This window comes from Thioalkalivibrio sp. ALJ4 (assembly GCF_000377225.1).
In the GTDB taxonomy this organism is placed as follows: Bacteria; Pseudomonadota; Gammaproteobacteria; order Ectothiorhodospirales; family Ectothiorhodospiraceae; genus Thioalkalivibrio.
In genome coordinates, this window is record NZ_KB897920.1 from 299,929 (window position 1) to 324,403 (window position 24,475).

Sequence of the window (24,475 nt, forward strand, 5' to 3'; positions counted from 1 at the left end):
CACTGATCAATGTACACGCTCGCGCTGCGGGGAACCGAACGTCATCCGCTGCAGGACACCATCCCGTCGCACACGCCAGTGGTACAGGGCCGCCGAGATATGACCCAGTGCCAGCACCAGAAGGGTGATCCCCAGGATCTGGTGCCAGGCGAACAGGGTCTCCGACAGCGCCTCGTTTTCCGGGAACAGCCCCGGCAGGATCAGCGGACCCAGCTGCACCGGGTAGCCGCCGGCGGCCGTGGCCCACCAGCCGATTACCGGCATCACGATCAGCAGCAGATACAGCAGCCCGTGGACCGACTCCGCGGCAATGCGCTGAGCCGGCGGCAACGCGACCGCGTAGGGTGGTTTGCCGTGACGCAGGCGCAGGCCCACACGCACCAGCATCAGCAGCAGCACCAGCACGCCGAAGCTCTTGTGCCAGGTGTAGATGGTGTCGGTCGTGCCTTCGCCAAAGCGCTCCTGGAGACCCTCGAAGCCATACCAGCCGATGGTCCCGCCCAGCGCCAGCGCACCCAGCACCAGCACGGCGACCGCCCAGTGCACGATCCGCTGGCTCAGGGCGTAACGCGGCCACACTCCGGTATTGTCCGTCTCCATCCCGCACTCCCGTTCGTGTATGCCCCCAACATGCCGCCCCCACAGCATGCCCGCAACCCCAGCCCGGCTGACGATATCCCCCATTGGCCGTACCGGGCCATTATGCTTTGAGGATGCGATCCTCCATCCCCAACCCCACGCCGCTGACCGGCGTACGCTGCCTGACGTTCGACCTCGACGACACGCTGTGGCCGGTGATGCCGGTGATCCACCATGCGGAGGCGCGCTTCTACGCCTGGCTGCGCGAGCACGCGCCGGTGGTCTGCGAACGCTTTGATCCGCAGGCCCTGATTGCTGAACGGGCCACCTTCATGCGCGCGGCCCCGCAGAGCGAGCGCCACGACCTGACCGGCCTGCGCAAGCGCTGGCTGCGCCGGCTGGCCACGGATTGCGGCTGCTGTCCCGATCTGCTCTCGGGCGAGGGATTCGCGGTGTTCTGGCATGCGCGCAACGAGGTGACGCCCTTCCCCGAGGCGGATGGCGTGCTCGCCACGCTGTCGCGTCACTTCCGGCTGGGCGCGATCAGCAACGGCAATGCCGATGTCTTTCGCACCCCCCTGGGGCGCCACTTCGACTTTGCGATCGCGGCGGGTGAGGCCGGCGCGGCCAAGCCCGACCCGGTGATCTTCGCCCAGGCCCGCGAGCAGGCCAGCGTCGAGGCCAAGCAGATCCTGCATGTGGGGGATGACAGCACCAGCGACGTCCTGGGAGCCCTGAACGCGGGGTTTCAGGCCGCCTGGTTCAATCCCGACGCGCTGCCCTGGGAACACGGGCGCCCCCGACCAATACTGACACTGGGCCGCCTGGGCCAGCTGCCGCGGCATCTCGGGATCGACTAGGGAGACGCTGATTGAATCGCACGTCCGCGTTGGTGCCCCCTGTTCTCCGAGACAAGGCGCGTCGTGCAGCGGGTAGTGGTTCTACCCGCCCGTTTTTGATGAATGCGGGGCGCAACGCAGGATCGGGGAACAGGGGGCACCAACCCCACAAGCCATTGAAAGCAGGGGCTCGGCCGCCCGTTGTTGATCAAAACCGGGCGCGCGCACAGCGTTGCGGTTCCCTTGTGCAGAACGACTGCACCGCAGTCACCGCGCCTTGTTCGCACGCAAAAGCGACTCGAGCGCGGACGTGCGATTCAATCAGCGTCTCCCCAGGCGTCCATCGCCGCAGCCCCACCCTCTCAGTCGGGATCGACGCGGCCGCGCAGGGCCTTCTTGCGGCCACGGTGGGTCTTGCCCTCTAGCCGACGCAGCTTGGAGGCACGTGTGGGACGGGTCGGCTTGCGCGTCTTGATCGGCCGGCCGGCGTCGCGCAGGAGTTCGGCCAGGCGCTCCAGCGCATCCTCGCGGTTGGCCTCCTGGGCGCGGTACTGCTGAGCCTTGATCACCACCACACCATCCTTGCTGATGCGCTGGTCACGGCGGCGCAGCAGACGCTGCTTGTAAACGTCGGGCAGGCTGGAGGCGCGGATGTCGAAACGCAGGTGGATGGCCGAGGCGACCTTGTTCACGTTCTGCCCGCCCGCGCCCTGTGCCCGGATCGCGGTCAGCTCGATCTCGTCTTCGGGCAACGCGACGCTGTTGGAAATGCGCAAGGACATCGTCGATCAGCGAAAGTCGCCGTCCTTGATTCGGCCCTCGTCATCCAGCTCGGCGAAAAAGCGCGAGTTGTCCTGGCGATACTCGTGGGTCGCGATCTCGCCGGGCAACACCAGGGTCACGTCCGGGTAGACGCGCTCGAACTCGTCGGGGCTCGGTCGGGTTTCCAGGAAGTGCAGAAACGGGTTCATCTGCTTGACCGTACCCGGACGCGGCTCCGGCCCGTCGGCACGCGTCTCGGTCTTGTGCACCGCGCAACCGCTAGCCCCCAGCGCCAGCATCACTGCCACTACGGACATCCATCGAAGTATTCGTGCCATGCATCCCTCCGGCGTCGGTCGTATGCACCTTTATTGCGAGGCGTCGCAGGCGCCGTGGCAATCATCACAAGCTGGCATCAAGCCACGAACCACTGGTTTAGGATAGAGGTCGCCACGTCGCTACGCTCCTCGCGATGACGGTGCCAACGCAGGGCTCCGGGGGCGCCCCTACTCCGTTGGCTGTCCGTGCTCGCGGGTGGCCTCGAAGCGGATCTCCGGCCATTTCTCCTGCGCCATCTGCAGGTTCACCCGTGTCGGGGCGATATAGACCAGATCGCCGCCGTGGTCGATCGCCAGGTTGGCCGCGGCCTTCTCCTTGAACTCCTCGAGTTTCTTCGGATCGTCACATTCGACCCAGCGTGCAGTCTGGACGTTCACGTTCTCGAACTGCGCCTCCACCTTGTACTCGGTGCGCAGGCGCTCGGCGACCACGTCGAACTGCAGCACGCCAACCGCGCCCAGGATCAGATCATTGTTGATCAGCGGGCGGTAGAGCTGGGTCGCGCCCTCCTCGCACAGCTCCTGCAGGCCCTTGGCGAGCTGCTTCATCTTCAACGGGTCCTTCAGCTGCGCGCGCCGGAACAGCTCCGGCGCGAAGTTGGGCACGCCGGTAAAGGTCAGCTCCTCGCCCTGGGTGAAGGTGTCCCCGATGCGGATCGTGCCGTGGTTGTGGATGCCGATGATGTCGCCCGGGTAGGCGGTCTCCACATGCTCGCGGTCCGAGGCCATGAAGGTCAGCGCATCGGGGATCTTCACGTCGCGCCCGATGCGCACGTGGCGCAGCTTCGCGCCCTTGTCGAAGGTGCCGGAGCAGATGCGCATGAAGGCGATGCGGTCGCGGTGCTTCGGGTCCATGTTCGCCTGGATCTTGAACACGAAGCCGGTGAACTTCTCCTCGGTGGGCTCGACCTTGCGCGAATGGGTCGGCCGCGGCAGCGGTCCCGGGGCAAACTCGACGAAGTCGTCCAACAGCTCCTCAATGCCGAAATTGTTGATCGCGGAGCCGAAGAACACCGGGGTCTGCTCGCCACGCAGGTAGGCCTGCTGATCGAACTCGTGCGAGGCACCCTGCACCAGCTCCATCTCGTCCCGCAGTTCCGCCGCCTGCGCACCGAGCACCTCGTCCAGGCGCGGATTGTCCAGCCCTTCGATGATCTCGCCAGTGGACTTCTTGCCGCCCTCTTCCGGGTCGTACAGGTGCACCGCGTCGCGGCGAATATGGTAGACACCGCGAAAGCGCTTGCCGGAACCGATCGGCCAAGTGATCGGGGCGCACTGGATCTTCAGCACCTCCTCGACCTCGTCGAGCAGTTCGATCGGGTCACGGCCCTCGCGGTCCATCTTGTTGACGAAGGTCATGATCGGCGTGTCGCGCAGCCGGCAGACCTCCATCAGCTTGATGGTACGTTCTTCCACACCCTTGGCCGCGTCGATCACCATCAGCGCGGAGTCCACTGCGGTCAGGGTGCGGTAGGTGTCCTCGGAGAAGTCCGCGTGCCCGGGGGTGTCCAGCAGGTTCACGATGCGGCCCTTGTAGGGGTACTGCATCACCGAGGAGGTCACCGAGATGCCGCGCTGCTTTTCCATCTCCATCCAGTCGGAGGTGGCATGGCGCGACGCCTTGCGCCCCTTGACCGTACCGGCGAGCTGGATCGCGCCGCCGTACAGCAGGAGCTTTTCGGTCATGGTGGTCTTGCCCGCGTCCGGGTGCGAGATGATCGCAAACGTCCGGCGCCGGGCGGTTTCCTCGAGAAAGGACATGGTCTTGGGTCGCCTGAGTGAAGCGCGGGAGTTTAACGCGAAAACGGGGCAGGCGTTGCGTTTCCCGGTGCCCCGAAATGCAAACGGCCCCGGATCAAGATCCGGGGCCGTTATATCATTGACCCTGCGTAATGGAAGGGCGACTAGCGTGCAGAGGCTCGCTGGATCGCGGAGGACTGTTCGTCCAGCCGGCTCTGGGCCAGGTCCAGATCACGCTGGCTCATGCGCGTCTTCACGGTTTCCATGCGTTCACGGTCTTCGGCCAGGGAATACCAGACATAGGCCTCGACCAGATCACGCTCCACGCCCTGTCCGTTCTGGTGCAGGCGCCCGAGACCGATCTGCGCATTACGATCGCCTCGCTCCGCGGCCTTGGTGTACCAGCGGGCGGCCTCACCGGGATTCCGGTTCGTCCCGCGACCCGTCTCGTGCAGGAAGCCGTAGTAGTACTTGGCCGAAACCTGGCCCTGCTCGGCCGCCTTGCCCAGCCACTCCAGGGCCTCGCCATTCGACTGCTCGTTACGGGCATAGTGGCTGCCCAGCCAGTACTGCGCATTGGCGTAGCCGAGTTCGGCCGAGCGGGTGTAGTGCTCGAGGGCCTTGTCTTCATCGGCAGCCGTGCCACGGCCGGCGGCAAACATGAAACCAAGGTAGTAGTGGGCGCCCGCATGGTCGTCGTCCGCCGCACGCGCGAACCAGTGCAGCGCCGCGTCGTAATCCACGTCAGTGCCACGGCCGACATAGTTGGCCATACCCACGTCGAACATGGCGCGGGTGTCACCGCGCTGGGCGTTGCCTTCACGAATCTCGTACCAGACGCCGAGCAACTCCTGTTGCCGCTCGACTTCGTCGTAGCCGAAATCCTGGGCCTGAGCCGCACCGACCCCAAAGGCCAGGGGCAATGTCAGGGGAAGAGAGAAAAACAACGCACGCAGGGATCGGGACATGGGGCAGCCTCGCAGGGAATTCCGGCATCAATGCCGGTTACGATCATAGACCGCCCCCCATCCGCGCGCAAAACCCGTCCACGGGTACGAGAACCGCTGGCCGCAAAACGCCCTCCGAACGCCGAAAAAACGTGGCGGACGTCACACTGTGTCGCGTCACGCCCCGGCCGGGGCGTCGCAACGGCAACTCAGCACCCAGGCATCCTCGCGGCCGCTGTGCAACGGGTAGTAGCGCGGCCGGGTGCCGATGTGCTCGAAACCCTCCGAACGATAAAGCTGGACCGCCGCGACATTGGAGGGACGCACCTCCAGAAGCAGGGCCTCGGCCCTCTGGTCGCAGGCATAGTCGAGCAGGCGACGCAGCATGAAGCGACCCAGCCCGTAGCCCTGCCAGCGTCGGTCCACGGTCAGATTCAGAAGATGCGCCTCGCCGGCCGCCACGGTCAGCACGGCGTGTCCCACCTGGCGTTCATCCACCTCCAGCACCCAGCAGTCGTATCCGACCCGGATGCAGTCCTCGAAGATGCGCGCGGTCCACGGATAGTGATACGCCTCGCGCTCGATGCCCATCACACACTCGACATCCTCGGCCAGCATGCGGCGCATCCGGGGTTGTACTTGCGGCTCGGCACTCATGGCGTCGGGCTGGATCTCCTGAGTTTATTACCTGGACTGAACATATAGGCGAGTCCGCGTTCGCTGCGTTCCCTAACACCTACACTCTGCAGGGTTACCCTCCGGGCGCACTCGTCAGACAGGCCCGCGCGCGCTGCAGATCCTGCCAGGCCCTGGCCTTGTCCTGCGGCTTCCGCAAAAGGTAGGCCGGATGATAGGTCACGACCAGCGGGACCTCACGATACCGGTGCAGGCTGCCCCGCAGGGATCCCAGCGGCTGGTCGGTCTCCAGCAGTTGCTGGGCGGCGACACGCCCCAGCGCCACGATCACCTCCGGCTGCACCAGTGCGATCTGCCGGTCCAGGAAGCCACGGCAGGCCCGGGATTCCTCCGGACTGGGGTCGCGGTTGTTCGGCGGACGACACTTGAGGACATTCGCGATAAAGACATCCTGCCGTCGATCGAGTCCCAGCGCGGCGAGCATGCTGTCCAGCAACTGGCCGGCACGCCCGACAAACGGTTCGCCTCGGCGGTCTTCCTCGGCCCCGGGTGCCTCGCCCACGAACAGCCACCGGGCACGGCGGTCGCCCACGCCAAACACGGTCTGCGTACGCTGGGCCGCCAGTTCGGCGCAGGCCGTGCAGTCGCGCACACGGGCTTCGAGCTCGGGCCAGTCCAGAGCCGCAACTTCGACTTCCAGCGGCCCGCTCGCGGGGGGCACGAGCGGCTCGGGTATCTCGGGTGTCTCGGGGGGCGCACTGGTCGCTTGAGCCGACGCGGCCTCGGGCATCAGCGGGCCAGTGGGAGGCTCGACGGTCGGGGCTGCGGCCGGCACGCCAGGAAAGGCGCCGTCCCGGGCACGCCAAACGGGGATCCCCATATCGGCCAGGATACGGCGTTTGCGCGCCGACAGGTCCACGCCTCAATCCCCCGAGGGCGTACGGCGACGGTGGCGGCGCCAGCGCTCCAGCGTCAGCAGGGGTCCGGACAGGGCGTAAATCACGAAGCCCGCCCAAAGGACCTTGGGCGGATCCAGCGCCAGCAGCATCAGTGCGCCCACCACCCCGACGATCGCCAGGAAGGGCACCCGATGCTTGAAGTCCATGTCCTTGAAGCTGAAGTAGGTCAGATTGCTGACCATCGCCGCACCCGCCAGAACCGTCACGATCAGGATCGCCACCACGTAAGGATCGGCCAGATCCGCCGGAATGCCAAGATCCTCGAGCACCCAGACCATCCCCACCACCAGCGCGGCGGCGGCAGGGCTCGGCAGCCCCTGGAAGAAACGTTTGTCGACCACGGCCAGTCGGCTGTTGAAGCGCGCGAGACGCAATGCCGCGGCCGTGGCAAAGAAGAAGGCCGCCACCCAGCCGAGATTGCCCAGATCCTGCAGCTGCCACAGGTACACGACAAGGGCCGGGGCCACGCCGAAGGAGACCAGGTCGGAGAGCGAGTCGTACTGCGCCCCGAACTCGCTTTGCGTGTCCGTCATACGCGCCACGCGGCCATCGAGGGTATCCAGGACCATGGCCACGAACACCGCGATCGCGGCGGTCGTAAATTCGCCATTGATCGCGGAGACAATCGCGAAGAAGCCGGAGAACAGCACCCCGGTCGTGAACAGGTTGGGCAGCAGAAAGATCCCGCGGCGACGCCGGGAACGGCCCTCGTGCCGCTCGTCGGCCCCGTTCATCTCGTCGATATCGCTTGATCTCTCGTCATCCGGCGTCACTCCAGCACCTCCACGGTCGCTTCCTCGTCGCCACTGGCCTCCGGCAGCCCACCGATCACGGTGGAGCCCGCCAGCACCTTCTGGCCGACCTGGGCCATGACCTGCGACCCGGCCGGCAGCCAGACCTCGAAGGTAGCACCGAACCCGGCAAAACCCATGCGTTTGCCGCGCCCGAGTCGATTCCCGGGCACCACATTCTGCAGGCGGATCATGCGCGGCCAGTGATTGACCGACAACGCGAGCGTCAGGCGCGTGCCCTCGTCGGTCGCCAGCGCAAATGCCAGGCGGTGATCGAGCTGCCCGTCCGGCGGGCTATCCGTCTCCTTACCCGGCCAGACCCGCTCCACCACCTTCGATTCCTGCGGGGCATGGACGTTGTATTCCCCCAGGCGTCGCTGACGAATGCGGATCCGCAGGGCTGACTTGCCCGTGAACGGATCGGTCGTCTCGTCGATCGCCTCCACCGTGCCATCGGCCGGGGCAATCACGCCCAGCGCGGGGGCCGCCGCCTTGCGCCGAAGGTCGCGGAAAAGCCCCATCAGCGCCACGGTCAGCAGCACCATGAACAGGCCCAGCTCCGCCTCCCCGACTAGCAGCGAGATCACCGCCATCCAGGCGGAGATGATCACGAACAGACGGCCTTCGGGGGCAAGCGGAAACAGCATGGGGTTCTCGGAGGGGGTGCGGGTGCGCGACCCGGGGTCTGTGCCCCGGGTCGCCCCGACGGATCAGTTGCGGGACTTGTCGACCAGCTGGTTGGCCTTGATCCACGGCATCATCGCACGCAGGCGTTCGCCCACCTGCTCGATCTCGTGGGCCGCGTTCAGGCGGCGGTTGGCGGTCATCGACGGGTAATTCATCGCGCCTTCCAGGATGAACTGCTTGGCGTACTCGCCGTTCTGGATGTTCTTCAGCGCCTCGCGCATCGCCCAGCGCGACTCCTCGTTGATCACCTGCGGGCCGGTCACGTACTCGCCGTACTCGGCATTGTTGGAGATCGAGTAGTTCATGTTGGCGATGCCACCCTCGTACATCAGGTCGACGATCAGCTTGAGCTCGTGCAGGCACTCGAAGTAGGCCATCTCCGGGGCGTAGCCGGCCTCGGTCAGGGTCTCGAAGCCGGCCTTGACCAGTTCCACCGCACCGCCGCAGAGCACGGCCTGTTCGCCGAACAGGTCGGTCTCGGTCTCGTCCTTGAAGGTGGTTTCGATGATGCCGGTGCGGCCGCCGCCGATCGCGGAGGCGTAGGACATCGCGATGTCACGGGCCTTGCCGGAGGCGTCCTGCTGGATCGCGATCAGGTCGGGGATGCCGCCGCCACGCACGAACTCGGAGCGCACGGTGTGGCCCGGGGCCTTCGGCGCGATCATGATCACGTCCAGGTCCTTGCGCGGCACGATCTGGTTGTAGTGGATCGCGAAGCCGTGGGCAAACGCCAGGGTCGCACCCTCCTTCAGGTTCGGCTCCAGCACGTCGCGGTACAGGGCGGCCTGGTATTCGTCCGGGGCCAGCACCATGATCAGGTCGGCGCCGGCGGTCGCGGCGTCGACATCGGCGACCTTCAGGCCAGCTTCTTCGGCCTTGGCGCGCGAGGCGGAGCCGTCGCGCAGGCCCACGGTCACGTCCACACCGGAATCCTTCAGGTTGTTCGCATGGGCGTGGCCCTGCGAGCCGTAGCCGATGATCGCGACCTTCATGCCCTGGATGATGGAGAGGTCGGCGTCTTTGTCGTAATACAGATTCATGGCAGTCATTTCCTTGGCAACAGGCCCCGCCAGGGGGCCGATGACGAATAAAAAGCCCGTGCCTGGCCGGCACGGACGAAAACGAAGACGATTACAGCTGCAGCGCGACGTCGCCGCGGGCGATGCCCATCACGCCCGAGCGCACGACTTCCAGCACCGGGAACGGCGAGACAGCCTCGAGGAAGGCATCCAGCTTGGAGCCCTCGCCGGTGATCTCGATCACGTAGGTCTGTTGGGTCACGTCGATGATGCGACCGCGGAAGATATCGGTAAGGCGCTTGACCTCTTCACGGTCGGCGGCCTCGCCGACGCGCACCTTGACCAATGCCATCTCGCGCTCGATGTGCGGGTGAGCGGTCATGTCCAGCAGCTTGATCACGTCGACCAGCTTGTTCAGCTGCTTGGTGATCTGCTCGACGATCTCGTCGGAGCCACTGGTGACGATGGTCATGCGCGACAGCGACGGGTCGTCGGTCGGCGCGACGGTCAGCGATTCGATGTTGTAGCCACGCGCGGAGAACAGGCCGGCCACCCTTGAGAGGGCACCGGATTCGTTTTCCAGCAGGACACTGATGATATGACGCATACGGCTCTTCCCTGTACCCGGTTCAGACCAGGATCATTTCGTTCTGGCCGGCGCCGGCCGGGATCATCGGATAGACGTTCTCGGACTGGTCGGTGAGGAAGTCCAGGAACACCAGGCGCTCCTTCTGCGCGAGGGCCTCCTTGATCGCGCCCTCGACGTCGCCCGGCTTGTCGATACGCATGCCCACATGGCCATACGCCTCGGCCAGCTTCACGAAGTCCGGCAGCGCGTCCATGTAGGACATCGCGTAACGGCCCTGGTAGAAGAATTCCTGCCACTGCCGGACCATGCCCAGGTAGCGGTTGTTCAGGTTCAGGATCTTGATCGGGAGCTGGTACTGGTAGCAGGTCGACAGCTCCTGGATGCACATCTGGATGCTGGCCTCGCCGGTGATGCAGCCGACCGTCGCGTCCGGGTGCGCGAACTGCACGCCCATCGCAAACGGCAGGCCCACGCCCATCGTCCCCAGGCCACCCGAGTTGATCCAGCGGTTGGGCTTGTCGAAGCCGTAGAACTGCGCGGCCCACATCTGGTGCTGGCCGACGTCGGAGGTCACGAAGGCATCGCCCTGCGTCAGCTCCCAGAACTTCTGCACCACGTACTGCGGCTTGATCAGTTCGGACTCGCGGTCGTATTTCAGGCAGTCCTGCGACTGCCACTCGCGGATCTGCTTCCACCAGGCATCCAGCGCCGCTGGGTCCGGCTTCGCGTTGGCGGCGTCCAGCGCCTTGATCAGCTCGCGCAGCACCGGCTCCACCTCGCCAACGATGGGCACGTCGACCTTCACGTTCTTGGAAATCGAGGATGGGTCGACATCGACATGCACGATCTTCGCGTGCGGGCAGAACTTCTCGATGTTGCCGGTCACGCGGTCGTCGAAGCGCGCGCCGATCGCAATCAGCACGTCGGCGTGGTGCATGGCCATGTTGGCCTCGTAGGTCCCGTGCATGCCCAGCATGCCGAGGAACTGCTTGTCCGACGCCGGATAGCCACCCAGCCCCATCAGGGTGTTGGTGATCGGGTAGCCCAGCTTGCGGGTGAACTCGGTCAGTGCCTCGGAACCCCTGCCCAGGATCACGCCCCCGCCGGTGTAGATCATCGGCTGCTTCGCCGACAGGATCAGGTCCACCGCCTTGTCGATCTGGCCTGTATAGCCGCCAAAGGTCGGGTTGTACGAGCGCATGTGGATGGACTCGGGATATTCGAACTCGCAGCTCGCCGCGGTCACATCCTTCGGGATATCCACGACCACGGGACCGGGGCGGCCGGTGGTCGCCACGTAGAAGGCCTTCTTGATCGTGGTCGCCAGGTCCTTCACGTCCTTGACCAGGAAGTTGTGCTTCACGCAGGGGCGGGTAATCCCCACGGTATCCACTTCCTGGAAGGCATCGTTGCCGATCAGGCTGGTCGGCACCTGGCCGGTGAACACCACCAGCGGCACCGAATCCATGTAGGCATCGGCGATCCCGGTAATCGCATTGGTCGCACCGGGGCCGGAGGTGACCAGCGCGACACCCGGCTTGTCGGAGGACTTGGCATAGCCCTCGGCCGCGTGCACCGCACCCTGCTCGTGACGCACCAGTACGTGCGAGACTTTGTCCTGGCGATACAGCGCATCATAGATGTGCAGTACCGCCCCGCCGGGATACCCGAATACGACATCGACACCCTCGGCCTGCAGGCTGCGGCAGAAGATTTCGGCGCCGGTGATGGCGGTGGAGGAACTTGAGGTCTCGGACATGGTGGTCGACTTCCTTACCTAAGGGCTCGTGCGTGATCGTGACGGGATCACCCAGCAGGAATCAAAATAGCCCAACATCCTAATATGAAATGACGATTTTTCCCAGCACCGGGGTGCGGAAAAGCCATCCCGGGAGGCGGCCCAGCATTGTGCAGACAGCCGGCTTCAGTCGTCCGACTTCTTCACGTCCGCCGCGGGCAGACCGGGATTGGTCGGGCGGCGGGCATCGTCGCTGGACATGTCCTGCGGCGCCATCTGCTGTTCCAGCCCTTGCGGCGGGTTCACCTCTTCTTCCTCGCCTCCGCAACCGGCCAGCACAAGCGTGGCGGCAACCGACAGAACGAGGAATCCAGTGATTCGGGCATGGCGGTACATAGCATTCTTCCTTGCAAGACAGGGGCGTGAACTGGCGAGCTTGCCGTGGCGCCAATGGCTTGGCAACAATCCACCACGGCGAGACGCTGATTCCCGCGCGGGCCCGGACCCTACGACATCCCAACCGGCAGTATCCGCGTCCCGGCCCGCCCCGCAATAATCGCGGCAGCGTCCTCGAGCGCCCCGATCCCGGCACGGGCACCGTATTCCGCGACGCGCCGCGCGGCCTCCATCTTCGGGCCCATCGAACCGGCCGGGAACGACGCGGGGTCGACCGCGCTCACCAGCAATGCCTTCAAGCGCGTGGCGTCAGGCTCGCCCCAGTTCCAGTAGACGCCGTCGACGTCCGTCAGCATCAACAGCCAGTCCGCGCCCAGTTCCACTGCGAGGCGTGCGGCGGTCAGGTCCTTGTCCACCACCGCCTCGATACCGTACAGCCTTCCCTCAGCGTCTCGCGCGACCGGCACACCGCCACCGCCCGCACAGATCGCGAGGGACCCGCCGTCGACCAGGGTCCGTACGGCCTCCACGCCCAGCACCTTCCGCGGCTCCGGCGAGGCCACCACGCGCCGCCAGCCGTCACCGTCGCGGGCGATATCCCAGCCGCGTGCCTCGGCCAGTGCACGCGCCCGGGATTCACCCCAGACCGGGCCGATGAATTTCTCGGGGCGGGCGAACGCCGGATCGTCCGGGTCGACCTCGGTCTGCGTCAGGAGGCTGGCAATCCGGTCATGGCCCAGGGCGTTGTGCAGTTCCTGCGCAAGGATGTAGCCGATCATCCCGTGGCTCTCGGCGCCCACCACATCCAGTGGCCAGTGGATGGAGTCGGCCTCCGCCTGGCTGGCGAGCAGGCCCACCTGCGGGCCATTGCCGTGGGTCACAACGACCTCGTGCTCGTTTGCGACTGCGGCGACAGCCCGCGCCGCGGCACGGGCGTTGCGCCGCTGGGCCTCGGCCGACGGGATCTCGCCGCGTTGCAGCAGGGCGTTTCCGCCCAGCGCGATCACGATGCGCATGGCGGCCTCCTTGGCAGAGGGGTGAGTGCGTCAGGTGCGGGGCAGTGTTACGCCGCGCTGGCCCTGATACTTGCCACCGCGGTCCTTGTAGGAGGTCTCGCAAACCTCGTCGGACTGCAGGAACAGCATCTGCGCCACGCCCTCGTTGGCGTAGATCTTGGCCGGCAGCGGCGTGGTGTTGGAGAACTCCAGCGTCACATGGCCTTCCCACTCGGGCTCCAGCGGGGTCACGTTCACGATGATGCCGCAGCGCGCGTAGGTCGACTTTCCGAGGCAGATGGTCAGCACGTCGCGCGGGATGCGGAAGTACTCGACCGTATGGGCCAGCGCAAACGAGTTGGGCGGGATAATGCAGACATCGGAGTGCACGTCCACAAAGCTGCCCTCGTCGAAGCCCTTGGGGTCGACGATGCTCGAGTTGATGTTGGTGAAGATCTTGAAGTGCTCCGAGCAGCGCACGTCATAGCCATAGCTGGACGTGCCGTAGGAGACGATGCGCTGCTCGTCGCGATAGCGGACCTGACCGGGCTCGAAGGGCTCGATCATGCCCTTCGTCTCGGCCATCTCCCGGATCCAGCGGTCCGACTTGATGCTCATCTGCCCTGTCCCTGGTTGTGATCGCCGGATCAGTTGTTCTGGATGACGATATTGGGGAATTTGCTGCTGTAGTCCTTCGCCTGCTCCGCGAGCTTGGCGCCGGTACGGCGGGCGATCTCGCGATAGATCTCTGTGATGCGGCCGTCCGGATCGGCGATCACGGTCGGTTCACCACCATCGGCCTGCTCGCGAATGCGAATATCCAGCGGCAGCGCGCCGAGCATGTCCACGCCATACTCTTCGGCCATGCCCTGGGCACCGCCCTGGCCGAAGATGTGCTCCTCGTGGCCACAGCTCGAGCAGATATGAATGCTCATGTTCTCGATGATGCCCAGTACCGGCACCTCCACTTTCTCGAACATGCGCAGGCCCTTGCGCGCATCCAGAAGTGCGATGTCCTGCGGGGTGGTGACGATCACCGCGCCGGAGACCGGGATCTTCTGCGACAGGGTCAGCTGGATGTCGCCGGTGCCCGGCGGCAGGTCGATCACCAGGTAGTCGAGATCCTTCCAGTTGGTCTCGTTCAGCAGCTGCTCAAGGGCCTGGGTGACCATCGGGCCACGCCAGATCATCGGCGTGTCCTCGTCGATCAGGAAGCCGATGGACATCGCCTGCACGCCGTGGCGTTCCAGCGGCTCCATGGACTTGCCGTCTTTCGACTCCGGGCGGTCCTTGATGCCCAGCATGCGCGGCTGGCTGGGGCCATAGATATCCGCATCCAGGATGCCGACCTGCGCGCCTTCGGCCGCCAGGCCCAAGGCCAGGTTGACCGCGGTGGTGGACTTGCCCACCCCGCCCTTGCCGGAGGCCACAGCGATGATGTTCTTGATGCCGGGCATCGGCTTCAGGCTCTTCTGCACCGCGTGGGCGGTCACCCTGGTGGTGATCGTCACTTCGGAGGACTCCAGCCCGGCGACGCCGGCCAGCGCCCCCTGGATCGCGGCGCGCAGCTCGTCGTGATAGCCGCTCGCGGAGTAGCCCATCTCGAGGGTGATGGCCGCCCGTGCGCCCTCCACACGGATGTCCTTGACCGCACCGGCGGCCACCAAGTCCTGCTCCAGGTACTTGTCCTGAACGGTCTTCAGGGCGTTTTCGATCTGCTCGCGCGAGAGTTCGGCCATGGCGTTCGTTCCATCCGGCAGTTGGGAGTGATCGCGCGATTCTACTGGGCCGCAATCAGCACGCCAATGGCACCACCACACGCCAGCCCTTTACCCATGCCGCAAGAGGCGCCACAGATGATCTGTCAACCCCTATTCGCGACTTTTATACACATGAATCTTCGCTGCCCCTGAAAACGCCCCAGATAGCAGCCAAAACACCGAAAGCACTACACAAAGAACCTTCATGTATTTGTTTTTTAGGCATAAAAAGAAATTGAACGTTTTTTGACCAATCTGTACAAGGCCCTTGCGTGACAAGGCCTGACGATGAATTCCACTGGGTTGCCCACAGAGTTATCCACAGCTTCTGTGGAAAAGCCCGTGACGGACTTTTCCACGCCTCGACAACCCGGCTGGCAGCCCCGACAATAGCGCCCCTGCATGCCACCGCCCGCCGCTACCGACGCACGAGTCCGACGATGACTGACACGCCGCGCAAGATCCTGGTCACCAGCGCCCTGCCCTACGCCAACGGGCCGATCCATCTGGGGCACCTGGTCGAGTACATCCAGACCGATATCTGGGTGCGCTTCCAGCGTGCGCGCGGCCACGAGGTGATCTACGTCTGCGCGGATGACGCCCACGGCACGCCGATCATGCTGAAGGCCCGCGCCGAGGGCATCGAACCCGAAGAGTTGATCACGCGCGTACGCCAGGAGCACGAGGCCGACTTCAGCGAGTTCCTGGTGGATTTCGACCACTACCACTCGACCCACTCGGACGAAAACCGCGAACTGGCCGCCCACATCTACACCGCGCTGCGCGACGCCGGGCACATCGAGACGCGCACCATCGACCAGGCCTACGACCCCGAGGCCGGGATGTTCCTGCCCGACCGCTTCATCAAGGGCACCTGCCCCAACTGCGGCGCCGAGGAGCAGTACGGCGATTCCTGCGAGGCCTGCGGAGCCACCTACAGCCCGCTGGACCTGAAAGACCCGGTTTCCGCGATCAGCGGCGCCCGTCCCGAGTCGCGCCAGTCCGAGCACTACTTCTTCAAACTCGGCGACTTCGAGGCCTTCCTGCGCGAATGGACCGGCTCCGGCCGCCTGCAGGACGCGATCCGCAACAAGCTCGACGAGTGGTTCGATGCGGGCCTGACCGACTGGGACATCTCGCGCGATGCCCCCTACTTCGGCTTCGAGATCCCCGACGCCCCGGGCAAGTACTTCTACGTCTGGCTGGACGCGCCGATCGGCTACATGGCGAGCTTTCGCGCCTACGCCGAGAAGCAGGGCCTGAACTTTGATGCCTGGTGGGGCGCGGATTCCGATGCCGAGCTGTATCACTTCATCGGCAAGGACATCGCGTACTTCCATACGCTGTTCTGGCCGGCGATGCTGCACGGCGCGGGCTTTCGCACGCCCAGCGCGGTGTTCTGCCACGGCTTCCTGACCGTCAACGGGCAGAAGATGTCCAAATCGCGCGGGACCTTCATCCGCGCGCGCGACTACCTGGACCACCTGAACCCCGAATCCCTGCGCTACTACCTCGGCGCCAAGCTGGGTGCCGGGGTCGACGACCTCGACCTCAACCTGGACGACTTCGTCCAGCGTGTGAACTCCGATCTGGTCGGCAAGCTGGTCAACATCGCCAGCCGCTGCGCCGGCTTCATTACCAAGCGCTCGAACGGCGAGCTGGCGGCCGAGCTGCCACGTCCGGACCTGCACGAGGCCTTCGTCGCCGAGGGCGACGCCATCGCGGCCGCGTTCGAGAACCGCGAATACGCCCAGGCCATCCGCCGCATCATGGCGCTGGCCGATCAGGCCAACCAGTACATCGACGAGGCCCAGCCCTGGGTGCTGGCGAAGCAGGAGGGCCGCGAGGCCGAGGTACAGGCCATCTCCACCCAGGGCCTGGACCTGTTCCGCATCCTGATCGTCTACCTCGCCCCGGTGCTGCCGCGACTGGCGGCCGACGCTGCGGCCTTCCTCCGGCTGGACCGCCTGGCCTGGGACACGCGCGCGCCGCTGGTCGGGGGCTCGATCGAGAAGTTCAAGCCGCTGATGACCCGCATCGAAGGCGAGACCGTCGACAAGCTGCTGGAGGCCTCGAAGGCTACCCTGGCCGCGACCGCGCAAACGCCCACCCCCAGCACCGAAGCAGAGCCCGACGTGGACCCCATCGCCGAGACCATCGACTTCGACACCTTTGCAAAGGTGGACCTGCGCATCGCCCGCATCGTCAGTGCCGAGCACGTGGAAGGTGCCGACAAGCTGTTGAAGCTCACCCTCGATATCGGCTCGGAGACGCGCCAGGTGTTTGCCGGGATCAAGTCGGCCTACGCGCCGGAGGACCTGGTCGGCCGGCACACCGTGATGGTGGCCAACCTCGCGCCGCGCAAGATGCGCTTTGGCGTATCCGAGGGCATGGTCCTGGCGGCCGGCCCCGGCGGCTCGGAGCTGTACATCCTGAACCCGGACGACGGCGCCCAAGCCGGGATGCGGGTCAAATAGGCCGCCCGCGTCATGGATTTGCACCCACGGCTCGCGTAAGCTGCCGCTCTTTTGTCGATACCCGGACGCATGGACCAAAGCCCCGAATTCCTGGCGCAGGTACGCCTGCTGGCCGAAGCAGGCCGCGATCTCTCGGCGCGCGGCTGGCTGCCCGCGCGCACCGGCCACTTCTCCGCGCGCCTGGACGACCGGCATATCGCCGTCACCGCGCCCAATCGCGAGAAGAGCTTTCTCGACCGCCACGACTTCCTGGTGGTCGATCTCGACGGCCACGTGGTCGCCGGCAGCGAAGAGCCGGCCCCGGAGACCTTCCTGCACATCATCATGTACCGCCACGATGCCCAGCTGGGCGCCGTGCTGCACACGCATTCCGTACATGCGACCGTACTGTCGCGCCAGTTCCCCGGCACGCTTGCCCTGCGCGACTACGAGGTCCTGCGCGAACTGCCCGGCGTGAAGAATCCCGCCCGGGGCCTGGACCTGCCCGTGTTCGCGAACGACCCCGACGTACAGCAACTGGCCGCGCGGGTCGACGCCGCCATGACCCGCGAGCCGAATCTCGCCGGGTTCCTGATCGGCGGCCACGGCCTCTATACCTGGGGCGCGAGCGTGGAGCTGGCACTGCACCGGGTCGAGGCCTTCGAATTCATGTTCCAGTGCGAGACGCTTGCACACCAGATGAGCCGATGAACATGTCACCGAATCCCGCGCCCCAGGCCCTGATCCTCGCGTTCGAGGGGGTGCTGGCGCCGCCCGGCGTACTGCGCGACACGCTCGAGCCCTATTCCCTGGAGGCCTTGCCGGGCTTTCTCGAGCGCCACGCGGAGAGTACCGCGGTGCAACGCGTGCTCGCGGATATCCTCGCCTATTCCGGCCGCGAGCTGGACGTCGACGGGCTGCTCGCGCAGATCCGCGCCTGGATTCGCGGCGGACAGGACATCACGCCCCTGCGCCAGCTACAGGGGCTGATCTGGGCCGACGCCCTGGAGGCCTCGATGCTGCGCCCTGAGCTGTCGGACGACACGGCCCGCGCCCTGATGGCGCTGGACGATGCCGGCGTGGCCCTGTACAGCTTTGGTGCAAGCCCGGCCCCGGTCCAGCGCGACTGGCTGCGTCACGGCCCGTATCCGGAGGTGGAGCAGCGTCTGACCGGGCTGTTTGACACCCGCATCGGCGGTCGCCGCGATGCCGGCAGCTACCGCCGTCTGGCCGACGAGATCGGCATCGCGCCGGAGGCGATCATGCTGCTGTCGGTGCGCGGCGAGGAGCTGGATGCCGCACACCAGGCCTGGCTGCAGACCGCCCGCCCGTTCACCGACCCGGCGGCTACCGACCAACACCCACTGCGCAGCCTGGAATCGCTCATCCCGGCAGGCGACTAGACTCTATCCTGCAGGGGCAAGCCTGTCCGCGAATGCCGCCCGCCAAGGTCCGGCTATTGCAGGGGCTTCGCGGGCAGGCCCGCTCCCACGCAAAACCAGCGCCCCGGAAGGGTTGAGTCGGGATAAGCAGTCCCTGATACTATTTTGTTGACCTGACGACTCGGAATTAACGTGGAATACGTCCTGATCCTCATCAGTACGATCCTCGTGAACAACTTCGTACTGGTGAAGTTTCTGGGCCTGTGCCCGTTCATGGGGGTCTCGCGCAAGGTCGAGACGGCCACCGGCATGGGCCTGGCCACGACCTTCGTGCTGACGTTGTCCGCGGTCAGTTCCTACGTGATCAACGAATACCTGCTGACCCCACTGGGGCTCGAGTACCTGCGCACCATCGCGTTCATCCTCGTGATCGCCGCCGTGGTCCAGTTCACCGAGCTGGTGGTGCGCAAGACCAGCCCGCTGCTCTACAACGTGCTGGGCATCTTCCTGCCGCTGATCACCACCAACTGCGCGGTGCTGGGCGTGGCCCTGCTGAACGTCCAGGAGGCACACAACTTCGTCGAATCCGCGCTCTACGGCTTCGGCGCCGCGGTCGGCTTCTCCCTGGTGCTGATCCTGTTCTCCGCCATTCGTGAACGCATCGCGGTGGCCGATGTGCCCGTGGTCTTTCGCGGCAGCGCGGTCGCCATGGTCACCGCGGGCCTGATGTCGCTGGCGTTCATGGGCTTCTCCGGGCTGGTGCGGCTGTGAGTGTCGTCTACGCCATCCTCGCGATCGGCGGTCTGGCCGCCGCGTTCGGACTGATCCTCGGCTTTGCCGCACAGCGCTTTCGCGTCGAGGCGGATCCCGTCGTCGACCAGATCGACGCCCTGCTGCCACAGACCCAGTGCGGCCAGTGCTCCTACCCCGGCTGCCGCCCCTATGCCGAGGCGATCGCTGCAGGCGAGGCCGACATCAACCGCTGCCCGCCCGGTGGCCAGGCCACGGTCCAGGCGCTGGCGGACCTGCTGGACCGCGAGCCGACCCCGCTGGAAGAAGAGGAACAGGAAAAGGCCGTCGCGGTGATCGACGAAAACATCTGCATCGGCTGCACCCTGTGCATCCAGGCCTGCCCGGTGGACGCCATCCTGGGCGCAGCCAAGCAGATGCATACCGTGATCGAGGAGGAATGCACCGGCTGCGAACTGTGCATCGAACCCTGTCCAGTCGACTGCATCGACATGGTGCCGGTCCAGACCGATATCACCGAGTGGCGCTGGGCGGAGCCGGAACCCTCGCCCATCGAGCGGCCCATTTACGCGATTGCGGACGTCTCGCGCAGCGGGCACTAAGCCCCGCACCCGCGAAACGTTAGAATACGCCGATGCAGCTGCACCGCTTCCATGGAGGCCTGAAACTGGCCGATGAGACCGACGCCAGTACCGCCAATCCGGTGCTGGTGATGGGCGTGCCCGCGAAACTGACCGTACCGCTTGGCCAGCATATCGGCGAGGCGACCGAAGCCTGCGTCCAGGTCGGCGACCACGTGACCAAGGGCCAGCGCATCGGCCAGTCCAAGGGCTACATCGCGGCGCACGTGCATGCACCCACCTCCGGCGAGGTGGTCGATATCGACCTCTACCCCGTACCCCACCCCTCGGGCCTCAATGCCCCCTGCGTGGTCATCGAGCCCGATGGGCGCGACGACTGGGGCGAGGCCCGCATGGAACCCTGGCTGGACTGGGATACCCGCGACCTGCGCGCGCTGCGCCAGCGCCTGCGCGCCGGAGGGATCGTCGGGCTGGGCGGCGCGGCCTTCCCCACAGCGGTCAAGCTGAACCCGCGCGCCGGCCAGCGCATCCACACACTGATCGTCAACGGGGCAGAGTGCGAGCCCTACATCAGCGCCGACGACATGCTGCTGCGCACCGCCCCCGAGGCGGTGTTCGAAGGGATTCGCATTACCGCCCGCCTGCTGGGCGTGGAGCGGGTGCTGTTCGCGGTCGAGGACAATATGCCGGAGGCGATGCGCTCGCTGACCGAGACCCTGCCCCCCGAGCTGCGCGATCTGATCGAGCTGGTATCGGTCCCCTCGATCTATCCCACCGGGGGCGAGCGCCAGCTGATCAAGGTACTGACCGGCCAGGAGGTCCCGAGCGGCGGCCTGCCTGCGGATCTCGGGATGGTCTGCCACAATCCAGGCACCTTCAAGGCGATCTGCGACACGGTGATCCAGGGCCGCCCGCTGCTGTCCCGCATCGTCACGGTCACCGGCCCCGGCGTGAAACACCCGCGCAACGTGGAGGCCCTGCTCGGCACCCCGTTCGCCGACGTGATCGAGGCGGCCGGAGGCTATGCCGAAGGCGTCGACCGGCTGGTGATGGGCGGCCCGATGATGGGTTTCGCGGTCCACGACGACTCCATGCCAGTGATCAAGGCCACCAACTGCCTGCTCGCCACGCGCCCCCAGGACACGCCCGCGCCCGGCCCGGTCATGCCCTGCATCCGCTGCGCCGAGTGCGCGGCCGTCTGCCCGGCCCAGCTGCTGCCGCAACAGCTCTACTGGCAGGCAAAGGCGAAGGACTTCGACGCGATCCAGGACTACGGGCTGTTCGACTGCATCGAATGCGGCTGCTGCGCCTATGTCTGCCCCAGCAACATCCCGCTGGTGCAGTACTACCGCTATGCCAAGAACGAGATCTGGGCGCGGGAGAAGGAACGCCAGAAGTCGGACATCGCGCGCGAGCGCTACGAGTTCCGCCAGGAGCGCATCGAGCGCGAGGAGCGCGAGAAGGCCGAACGCCTGGCGAAGAAGAAGGCCGCGCTCAAGAACAAGGAAAGTGACGGCGACAAGCAGGCCGCGATCCAGGCGGCACTGGAACGCGCCCAGAAGAAAAAGGCCGCCCGCGCGGAAGAGCCCGCGAAGGACAGCGATCAGGCGTCCGGCTCGGAGACGACCGGCGAGGCAACCTCCACGACAGACAACACCCGGGACGGGGACGGCCGCTGATGCGCTTTCGTACGCAATCCTCCCCCCATGTGATCCCGGCGCACTCCGTGGGCGGCGTGATGCAGCAGGTGCTGATGGCGCTGGTGCCCGGCACGCTGGCCATGACCTGGTTCTTCGGCTGGGGCGTGCTGGTCAACGTGCTGCTGGGCGTGCTGTTCGCGGTGGCCTTCGAGGCGGCGATGGTCGCCGCGCGCAAGCGGCCCGTCATGGCCACGCTGGCGGACAACTCCGCGATCGTTACCGGCTGGCTGTTCGCGCTGGCAATCCCGCCACTGGCGCCGTTCTGGGTCACGCTGATCGGGATCGCGTTCGCGATCATCGTCGCCAAGCACCTGTACGGCGGGCTGGGCTACAACCCGTTCAACCCCGCGATGGTCGGCTATGTCGTCGTGCTGGTCTCGTTCCCGCGCGAAATGGCGCTCTGGCCGGCCCCCAGCACGCTGCCGGAATCCCCGCTGAACCTGCTGCAGACCCTGCAGACCGTCCTGACCGGCAGCCTCCCCGGCGCCCAGGCGTGGGACGCGGTCACGCGCGCGACACCACTCGATGCGATGCGTGAGGGGCTGGTCTCCGGGCGAACCGTGGGCGAGATCACCGCCAGCCCGCTGTTCGGCACCTTCACCGAGACGGGCTGGGAATGGGTCGGCAACTTCTTCCTGCTCGGCGGGCTGTACCTGCTGTTCCGCCGTATCATCCACTGGCACATCCCGGTGGCGGTCATCCTGGGCGTGGCCATCCCGGCCGGCTTCTTCTGGCTGCTGGACCCGGACTCGTTCGCCTCGCCCGCCTTCCACGTGTTCTCCGGGGCGGTCATCATCGGCGCCTTCTTCATCGCCACCGATCCGGTCTCCGCTTCCACCACCCCGCTCGGCCGCATCCTCTACGGGGCCGGGATCGGCGTGCTGATCTTCGTGATCCGGACCTGGGGCGGCTACCCGGACGCGGTCGCCTTTGCCGTACTGCTGATGAACATGGTCGCCCCGACGCTCGACCACCTGACGCGACCCCGAGTCTTCGGGCGCAGCCGCGGCGGGCCGCCGCCAGGCGACGGTCATGCTTAACCTGAAACCGCGCGATATCCTGATCGCCACCGTCCTGCTGGCCGGCTTTGCAGCGGCCGGCGCCGGGCTGGTCGCGCTGGTGCAGGAAGGCACCGAGGCGCGCATCGCGGACAACCGCATGGAGGTCAACCGCAACCGCATCGCGGAGCTCACCGGCGATCTCGATTACGCCAATGACCCGGTGCACGACACGATGGCCCTGAGCGACGAGCGTCTGGGAGGCGACAACCTGCCGGCGTGGTTCGCCCGCGACGCAGACGACAACGTCATGGGCATCGTGTTCTCGGCGGTCGCGCGCGACGGCTACAGCGGCGACATCCATCTGCTGATCGGCGTCGACCGCGACGGTGAGTTGCTCGGCGTGCGCGTCTCCAGCCATCGCGAGACGCCGGGGCTGGGCGATGCCATCGAGGCCGAGCGCTCCGACTGGATCCATGGCTTCGAAGGCCGCTCCCTGGGCGACCCCGAGCCTGGCGAGTGGGCGGTGCGCCGCGATGGCGGCGTGTTCGACCAGTTCACCGGCGCCACCATTACCCCGCGTGCGGTGGTTCGCGCCGTCCGCCGCACACTGGAATACTTCGACGACTACCGCGACGACCTGCTCTCGACCTCGCCGGAGGAAGAGGAAGGTGCGGTGGTCGAACCGATAGGGAACGACTGATCCATGTACTCGGAACAGGACGACCGATGAACCCGACCCTGACCGACATCATTCGTGACGGCCTGTGGAACAACAACCCGGGCCTGGTCCAGCTGCTCGGCCTGTGCCCGCTGCTGGCAATCTCCGGCACCATGGTCAACGCCATCGGCCTGGGCATCGCGACCACCCTGACGCTGCTGCTGTCGAACGTGCTGGTCTCGATGATCCGCCGCCACGCCCGCCCGGAGATCCGCATCCCGGTCTACGTGCTGATCATCGCCTCCATCGTGACCGCGATCGAGCTGGCGATGAACGCCTGGTTCCACGGCCTGTTCCTGATCCTCGGCATCTTCATCCCGCTGATTGTCACCAACTGCGCGATCATCGGCCGCGCCGAGGCATTCGCCTCGCGCAACTCGGTCCCGCGCGCCGCGCTGGACGGTCTAATGATGGGGCTGGGCTTTACCGGCGTACTGATTGCGCTGGGCGCACTGCGCGAGGTCCTGGGCCAGGGCACGCTGATGGACAACGCCCACCTGCTGTTCGGCGAGTGGGGCCACGCGATGACCATCCAGATCTTCCCGTCCGAGCACGGCTTCCTGCTGGCCCTGCTGCCGCCTGGCGCGTTCATGGCCATGGGCCTGCTGATCGCCGCCAAGAACTGGATCGACCAGCACACGGCGACCGAGCCGGAGCCCGCTGCCGACGAATCCCGCGCCGAGGCTTCCGAGACCACCTGATCAGACGGACCGTACAGGCCCCATCAACGAAAACGCCCCACCGGGGCGCTCCGGCGGGGCGTTAAGGGAACCACTGATCAGTGTTCCCCTGAGTGACCGTATGGGCAATCAGGCGGTCGTGTCGACGTTATTGCCCACGTGGTCGGGCAGGCCCTGGGAGGTCGCCTGCATCTCGCTGATGTTCGGCATGGCCTGCAACAGGCCCTGTGCCGCCATCTCTTCCGATTCCATGGCCTTCTTCTGCACCGCCACATCCTTTTGCGCTGCGATACTCTGCTGGCTCATCTGCGTGGCCTGGCTGGCAATCGCACTGGCATCCATCGTTCACTCCTGATTCGAATGTAGAGCCAGCCCGCCGGGTGTAATTAACACCAACTCGGACCTGGCTCTCCCGGGGTGACGACCACGCAT

27 protein-coding genes are annotated in these 24,475 nt (G+C 66.0%); 10 read left to right on the top strand and 17 right to left on the bottom strand.

The window, feature by feature from the left end; translation table 11 throughout:
- Positions 1–6: 6 nt before the first annotated feature.
- Positions 7–600 (bottom strand): cytochrome b, encoded by a 594-nt coding sequence (locus tag C936_RS0112915; protein ID WP_018649322.1) that lies wholly within the window; start codon positions 598–600, stop codon positions 7–9.
- 113 nt (positions 601–713) lie between these two features.
- Here C936_RS0112915 and C936_RS0112920 point away from each other — a divergent pair, with 113 nt between their 5' ends.
- Positions 714–1,439: an HAD family hydrolase gene (locus tag C936_RS0112920; protein ID WP_018649321.1), complete on the top strand. Its 726-nt coding sequence runs from the start codon at positions 714–716 to the stop codon at positions 1,437–1,439.
- 341 nt (positions 1,440–1,780) lie between these two features.
- On the opposite strand, the gene arfB is transcribed toward C936_RS0112920, so the two are convergent.
- The 15 genes from arfB to apbC all read right to left on the bottom strand — a co-directional run bounded on the left by arfB (position 1,781) and on the right by apbC (position 14,754).
- Entirely contained in the window at positions 1,781–2,200 is a 420-nt protein-coding gene (arfB, locus tag C936_RS0112925; protein ID WP_018649320.1) for an alternative ribosome rescue aminoacyl-tRNA hydrolase ArfB, read from the bottom strand.
- A 6-nt stretch (positions 2,201–2,206) separates the two neighbouring features.
- Positions 2,207–2,479 (bottom strand): hypothetical protein, encoded by a 273-nt coding sequence (locus tag C936_RS0112930; protein ID WP_018649319.1) that lies wholly within the window; start codon positions 2,477–2,479, stop codon positions 2,207–2,209.
- A 207-nt stretch (positions 2,480–2,686) separates the two neighbouring features.
- Positions 2,687–4,279, bottom strand: coding sequence for a peptide chain release factor 3 (locus C936_RS0112935; protein ID WP_018174127.1), 1,593 nt, complete (start codon positions 4,277–4,279; stop codon positions 2,687–2,689).
- A gap of 143 nt (positions 4,280–4,422) precedes the next feature.
- Positions 4,423–5,226 carry a tetratricopeptide repeat protein gene (locus tag C936_RS0112940; protein WP_018174128.1) on the bottom strand — a complete coding sequence of 268 codons (804 nt, stop codon included), beginning with the start codon at positions 5,224–5,226 and terminating at the stop codon, positions 4,423–4,425.
- 156 nt (positions 5,227–5,382) lie between these two features.
- A complete protein-coding gene (gene rimI, locus C936_RS0112945) occupies positions 5,383–5,862 on the bottom strand; it encodes a ribosomal protein S18-alanine N-acetyltransferase (protein ID WP_026182202.1) in 480 nt (159 codons plus the stop codon).
- A gap of 94 nt (positions 5,863–5,956) precedes the next feature.
- Positions 5,957–6,760, bottom strand: a complete 804-nt coding sequence (locus C936_RS14355) for a uracil-DNA glycosylase family protein (protein WP_018993147.1) — start codon at positions 6,758–6,760, stop codon at positions 5,957–5,959.
- Positions 6,761–6,763: 3 nt separating this feature from the next.
- Complete coding sequence (gene pssA / locus C936_RS0112955; RefSeq protein ID WP_018138397.1) at positions 6,764–7,573, bottom strand: CDP-diacylglycerol--serine O-phosphatidyltransferase; 810 nt, start codon at positions 7,571–7,573, stop codon at positions 6,764–6,766.
- The gene (locus C936_RS0112960; RefSeq protein ID WP_018138396.1) at positions 7,570–8,238 is read right to left on the bottom strand and encodes a phosphatidylserine decarboxylase; all 669 of its coding nucleotides are present in this window, start codon (positions 8,236–8,238) and stop codon (positions 7,570–7,572) included. The genes pssA and C936_RS0112960 overlap by 4 nt, the downstream gene beginning before the upstream one ends.
- 63 nt (positions 8,239–8,301) lie before the next feature.
- The gene (ilvC, locus tag C936_RS0112965; protein ID WP_018138395.1) at positions 8,302–9,318 is read right to left on the bottom strand and encodes a ketol-acid reductoisomerase; all 1,017 of its coding nucleotides are present in this window, start codon (positions 9,316–9,318) and stop codon (positions 8,302–8,304) included.
- 91 nt (positions 9,319–9,409) lie between these two features.
- Complete coding sequence (gene ilvN, locus C936_RS0112970) at positions 9,410–9,904, bottom strand: acetolactate synthase small subunit (protein WP_018138394.1); 495 nt, start codon at positions 9,902–9,904, stop codon at positions 9,410–9,412.
- 22 nt (positions 9,905–9,926) lie between these two features.
- Positions 9,927–11,645, bottom strand: coding sequence for a biosynthetic-type acetolactate synthase large subunit (gene ilvB / locus C936_RS0112975; RefSeq protein ID WP_018138393.1), 1,719 nt, complete (start codon positions 11,643–11,645; stop codon positions 9,927–9,929).
- Positions 11,646–11,810: 165 nt separating this feature from the next.
- The gene (locus C936_RS0112980; RefSeq protein WP_018138392.1) at positions 11,811–12,020 is read right to left on the bottom strand and encodes a fimbrillin family protein; all 210 of its coding nucleotides are present in this window, start codon (positions 12,018–12,020) and stop codon (positions 11,811–11,813) included.
- Positions 12,021–12,130: 110 nt separating this feature from the next.
- Complete coding sequence (locus C936_RS0112985; RefSeq protein ID WP_018174130.1) at positions 12,131–13,036, bottom strand: carbamate kinase; 906 nt, start codon at positions 13,034–13,036, stop codon at positions 12,131–12,133.
- Positions 13,037–13,066: 30 nt separating this feature from the next.
- Complete coding sequence (dcd, locus tag C936_RS0112990; protein WP_018138390.1) at positions 13,067–13,633, bottom strand: dCTP deaminase; 567 nt, start codon at positions 13,631–13,633, stop codon at positions 13,067–13,069.
- Between the two features lie 29 nt (positions 13,634–13,662).
- The gene (gene apbC / locus C936_RS0112995) at positions 13,663–14,754 is read right to left on the bottom strand and encodes an iron-sulfur cluster carrier protein ApbC (protein ID WP_018138389.1); all 1,092 of its coding nucleotides are present in this window, start codon (positions 14,752–14,754) and stop codon (positions 13,663–13,665) included.
- A 461-nt stretch (positions 14,755–15,215) separates the two neighbouring features.
- Between apbC and metG the strand changes: the two genes are divergently transcribed.
- The 9 genes from metG (at position 15,216) to C936_RS0113040 (ending at position 24,064) form a co-directional block, all read left to right on the top strand.
- Complete coding sequence (gene metG / locus C936_RS0113000) at positions 15,216–17,252, top strand: methionine--tRNA ligase (RefSeq protein WP_018174131.1); 2,037 nt, start codon at positions 15,216–15,218, stop codon at positions 17,250–17,252.
- A gap of 69 nt (positions 17,253–17,321) precedes the next feature.
- Complete coding sequence (gene mtnB / locus C936_RS0113005; protein WP_018174132.1) at positions 17,322–17,942, top strand: methylthioribulose 1-phosphate dehydratase; 621 nt, start codon at positions 17,322–17,324, stop codon at positions 17,940–17,942.
- On the top strand, positions 17,939–18,634 hold the full coding sequence (locus tag C936_RS0113010; RefSeq protein ID WP_018174133.1) for a hypothetical protein: 696 nt from the start codon (positions 17,939–17,941) through the stop codon (positions 18,632–18,634). The genes mtnB and C936_RS0113010 overlap by 4 nt, the downstream gene beginning before the upstream one ends.
- 171 nt (positions 18,635–18,805) lie before the next feature.
- Entirely contained in the window at positions 18,806–19,384 is a 579-nt protein-coding gene (gene rsxA, locus C936_RS0113015; RefSeq protein WP_017925285.1) for an electron transport complex subunit RsxA, read from the top strand.
- On the top strand, positions 19,381–19,965 hold the full coding sequence (rsxB, locus tag C936_RS0113020) for an electron transport complex subunit RsxB (protein WP_018138385.1): 585 nt from the start codon (positions 19,381–19,383) through the stop codon (positions 19,963–19,965). The genes rsxA and rsxB overlap by 4 nt, the downstream gene beginning before the upstream one ends.
- Before the next feature lie 32 nt (positions 19,966–19,997).
- Entirely contained in the window at positions 19,998–21,623 is a 1,626-nt protein-coding gene (gene rsxC / locus C936_RS0113025) for an electron transport complex subunit RsxC (RefSeq protein ID WP_018174134.1), read from the top strand.
- Complete coding sequence (gene rsxD / locus C936_RS0113030) at positions 21,623–22,684, top strand: electron transport complex subunit RsxD (protein WP_018174135.1); 1,062 nt, start codon at positions 21,623–21,625, stop codon at positions 22,682–22,684. The genes rsxC and rsxD overlap by 1 nt, the downstream gene beginning before the upstream one ends.
- Positions 22,677–23,345 carry an electron transport complex subunit RsxG gene (gene rsxG, locus C936_RS0113035; protein ID WP_018174136.1) on the top strand — a complete coding sequence of 223 codons (669 nt, stop codon included), beginning with the start codon at positions 22,677–22,679 and terminating at the stop codon, positions 23,343–23,345. Before rsxD ends, rsxG begins: the two co-directional genes overlap by 8 nt.
- 26 nt (positions 23,346–23,371) lie before the next feature.
- A complete protein-coding gene (locus C936_RS0113040; protein ID WP_018174137.1) occupies positions 23,372–24,064 on the top strand; it encodes an electron transport complex subunit E in 693 nt (230 codons plus the stop codon).
- A gap of 108 nt (positions 24,065–24,172) precedes the next feature.
- Here C936_RS0113040 and C936_RS0113045 read toward each other — a convergent pair whose 3' ends face one another.
- Entirely contained in the window at positions 24,173–24,385 is a 213-nt protein-coding gene (locus C936_RS0113045; protein ID WP_018174138.1) for a YjfB family protein, read from the bottom strand.
- Positions 24,386–24,475 lie beyond the last annotated feature (90 nt).

What these genes read in the sequence shown, in the direction of transcription:
- C936_RS0112915 (WP_018649322.1), bottom strand. Translation starts at nt 600, where the DNA reads ATGGAGACGGACAATACCGGAGTGTGGCCGCGTTACGCCCTGAGCCAG.
- C936_RS0112920 (WP_018649321.1), top strand. Translation starts at nt 714, where the DNA reads ATGCGATCCTCCATCCCCAACCCCACGCCGCTGACCGGCGTACGCTGC.
- arfB (WP_018649320.1), bottom strand. Translation starts at nt 2,200, where the DNA reads ATGTCCTTGCGCATTTCCAACAGCGTCGCGTTGCCCGAAGACGAGATC.
- C936_RS0112930 (WP_018649319.1), bottom strand. Translation starts at nt 2,479, where the DNA reads ATGCTGGCGCTGGGGGCTAGCGGTTGCGCGGTGCACAAGACCGAGACG.
- C936_RS0112935 (WP_018174127.1), bottom strand. Translation starts at nt 4,279, where the DNA reads ATGTCCTTTCTCGAGGAAACCGCCCGGCGCCGGACGTTTGCGATCATC.
- C936_RS0112940 (WP_018174128.1), bottom strand. Translation starts at nt 5,226, where the DNA reads ATGTCCCGATCCCTGCGTGCGTTGTTTTTCTCTCTTCCCCTGACATTG.
- rimI (WP_026182202.1), bottom strand. Translation starts at nt 5,862, where the DNA reads ATGAGTGCCGAGCCGCAAGTACAACCCCGGATGCGCCGCATGCTGGCC.
- C936_RS0112960 (WP_018138396.1), bottom strand. Translation starts at nt 8,238, where the DNA reads ATGCTGTTTCCGCTTGCCCCCGAAGGCCGTCTGTTCGTGATCATCTCC.
- ilvC (WP_018138395.1), bottom strand. Translation starts at nt 9,318, where the DNA reads ATGAATCTGTATTACGACAAAGACGCCGACCTCTCCATCATCCAGGGC.
- ilvN (WP_018138394.1), bottom strand. Translation starts at nt 9,904, where the DNA reads ATGCGTCATATCATCAGTGTCCTGCTGGAAAACGAATCCGGTGCCCTC.
- ilvB (WP_018138393.1), bottom strand. Translation starts at nt 11,645, where the DNA reads ATGTCCGAGACCTCAAGTTCCTCCACCGCCATCACCGGCGCCGAAATC.
- C936_RS0112980 (WP_018138392.1), bottom strand. Translation starts at nt 12,020, where the DNA reads ATGTACCGCCATGCCCGAATCACTGGATTCCTCGTTCTGTCGGTTGCC.
- C936_RS0112985 (WP_018174130.1), bottom strand. Translation starts at nt 13,036, where the DNA reads ATGCGCATCGTGATCGCGCTGGGCGGAAACGCCCTGCTGCAACGCGGC.
- dcd (WP_018138390.1), bottom strand. Translation starts at nt 13,633, where the DNA reads ATGAGCATCAAGTCGGACCGCTGGATCCGGGAGATGGCCGAGACGAAG.
- apbC (WP_018138389.1), bottom strand. Translation starts at nt 14,754, where the DNA reads ATGGCCGAACTCTCGCGCGAGCAGATCGAAAACGCCCTGAAGACCGTT.
- metG (WP_018174131.1), top strand. Translation starts at nt 15,216, where the DNA reads ATGACTGACACGCCGCGCAAGATCCTGGTCACCAGCGCCCTGCCCTAC.
- mtnB (WP_018174132.1), top strand. Translation starts at nt 17,322, where the DNA reads ATGGACCAAAGCCCCGAATTCCTGGCGCAGGTACGCCTGCTGGCCGAA.
- C936_RS0113010 (WP_018174133.1), top strand. Translation starts at nt 17,939, where the DNA reads ATGAACATGTCACCGAATCCCGCGCCCCAGGCCCTGATCCTCGCGTTC.
- rsxC (WP_018174134.1), top strand. Translation starts at nt 19,998, where the DNA reads ATGCAGCTGCACCGCTTCCATGGAGGCCTGAAACTGGCCGATGAGACC.
- rsxD (WP_018174135.1), top strand. Translation starts at nt 21,623, where the DNA reads ATGCGCTTTCGTACGCAATCCTCCCCCCATGTGATCCCGGCGCACTCC.
- rsxG (WP_018174136.1), top strand. Translation starts at nt 22,677, where the DNA reads ATGCTTAACCTGAAACCGCGCGATATCCTGATCGCCACCGTCCTGCTG.
- C936_RS0113040 (WP_018174137.1), top strand. Translation starts at nt 23,372, where the DNA reads ATGAACCCGACCCTGACCGACATCATTCGTGACGGCCTGTGGAACAAC.
- C936_RS0113045 (WP_018174138.1), bottom strand. Translation starts at nt 24,385, where the DNA reads ATGGATGCCAGTGCGATTGCCAGCCAGGCCACGCAGATGAGCCAGCAG.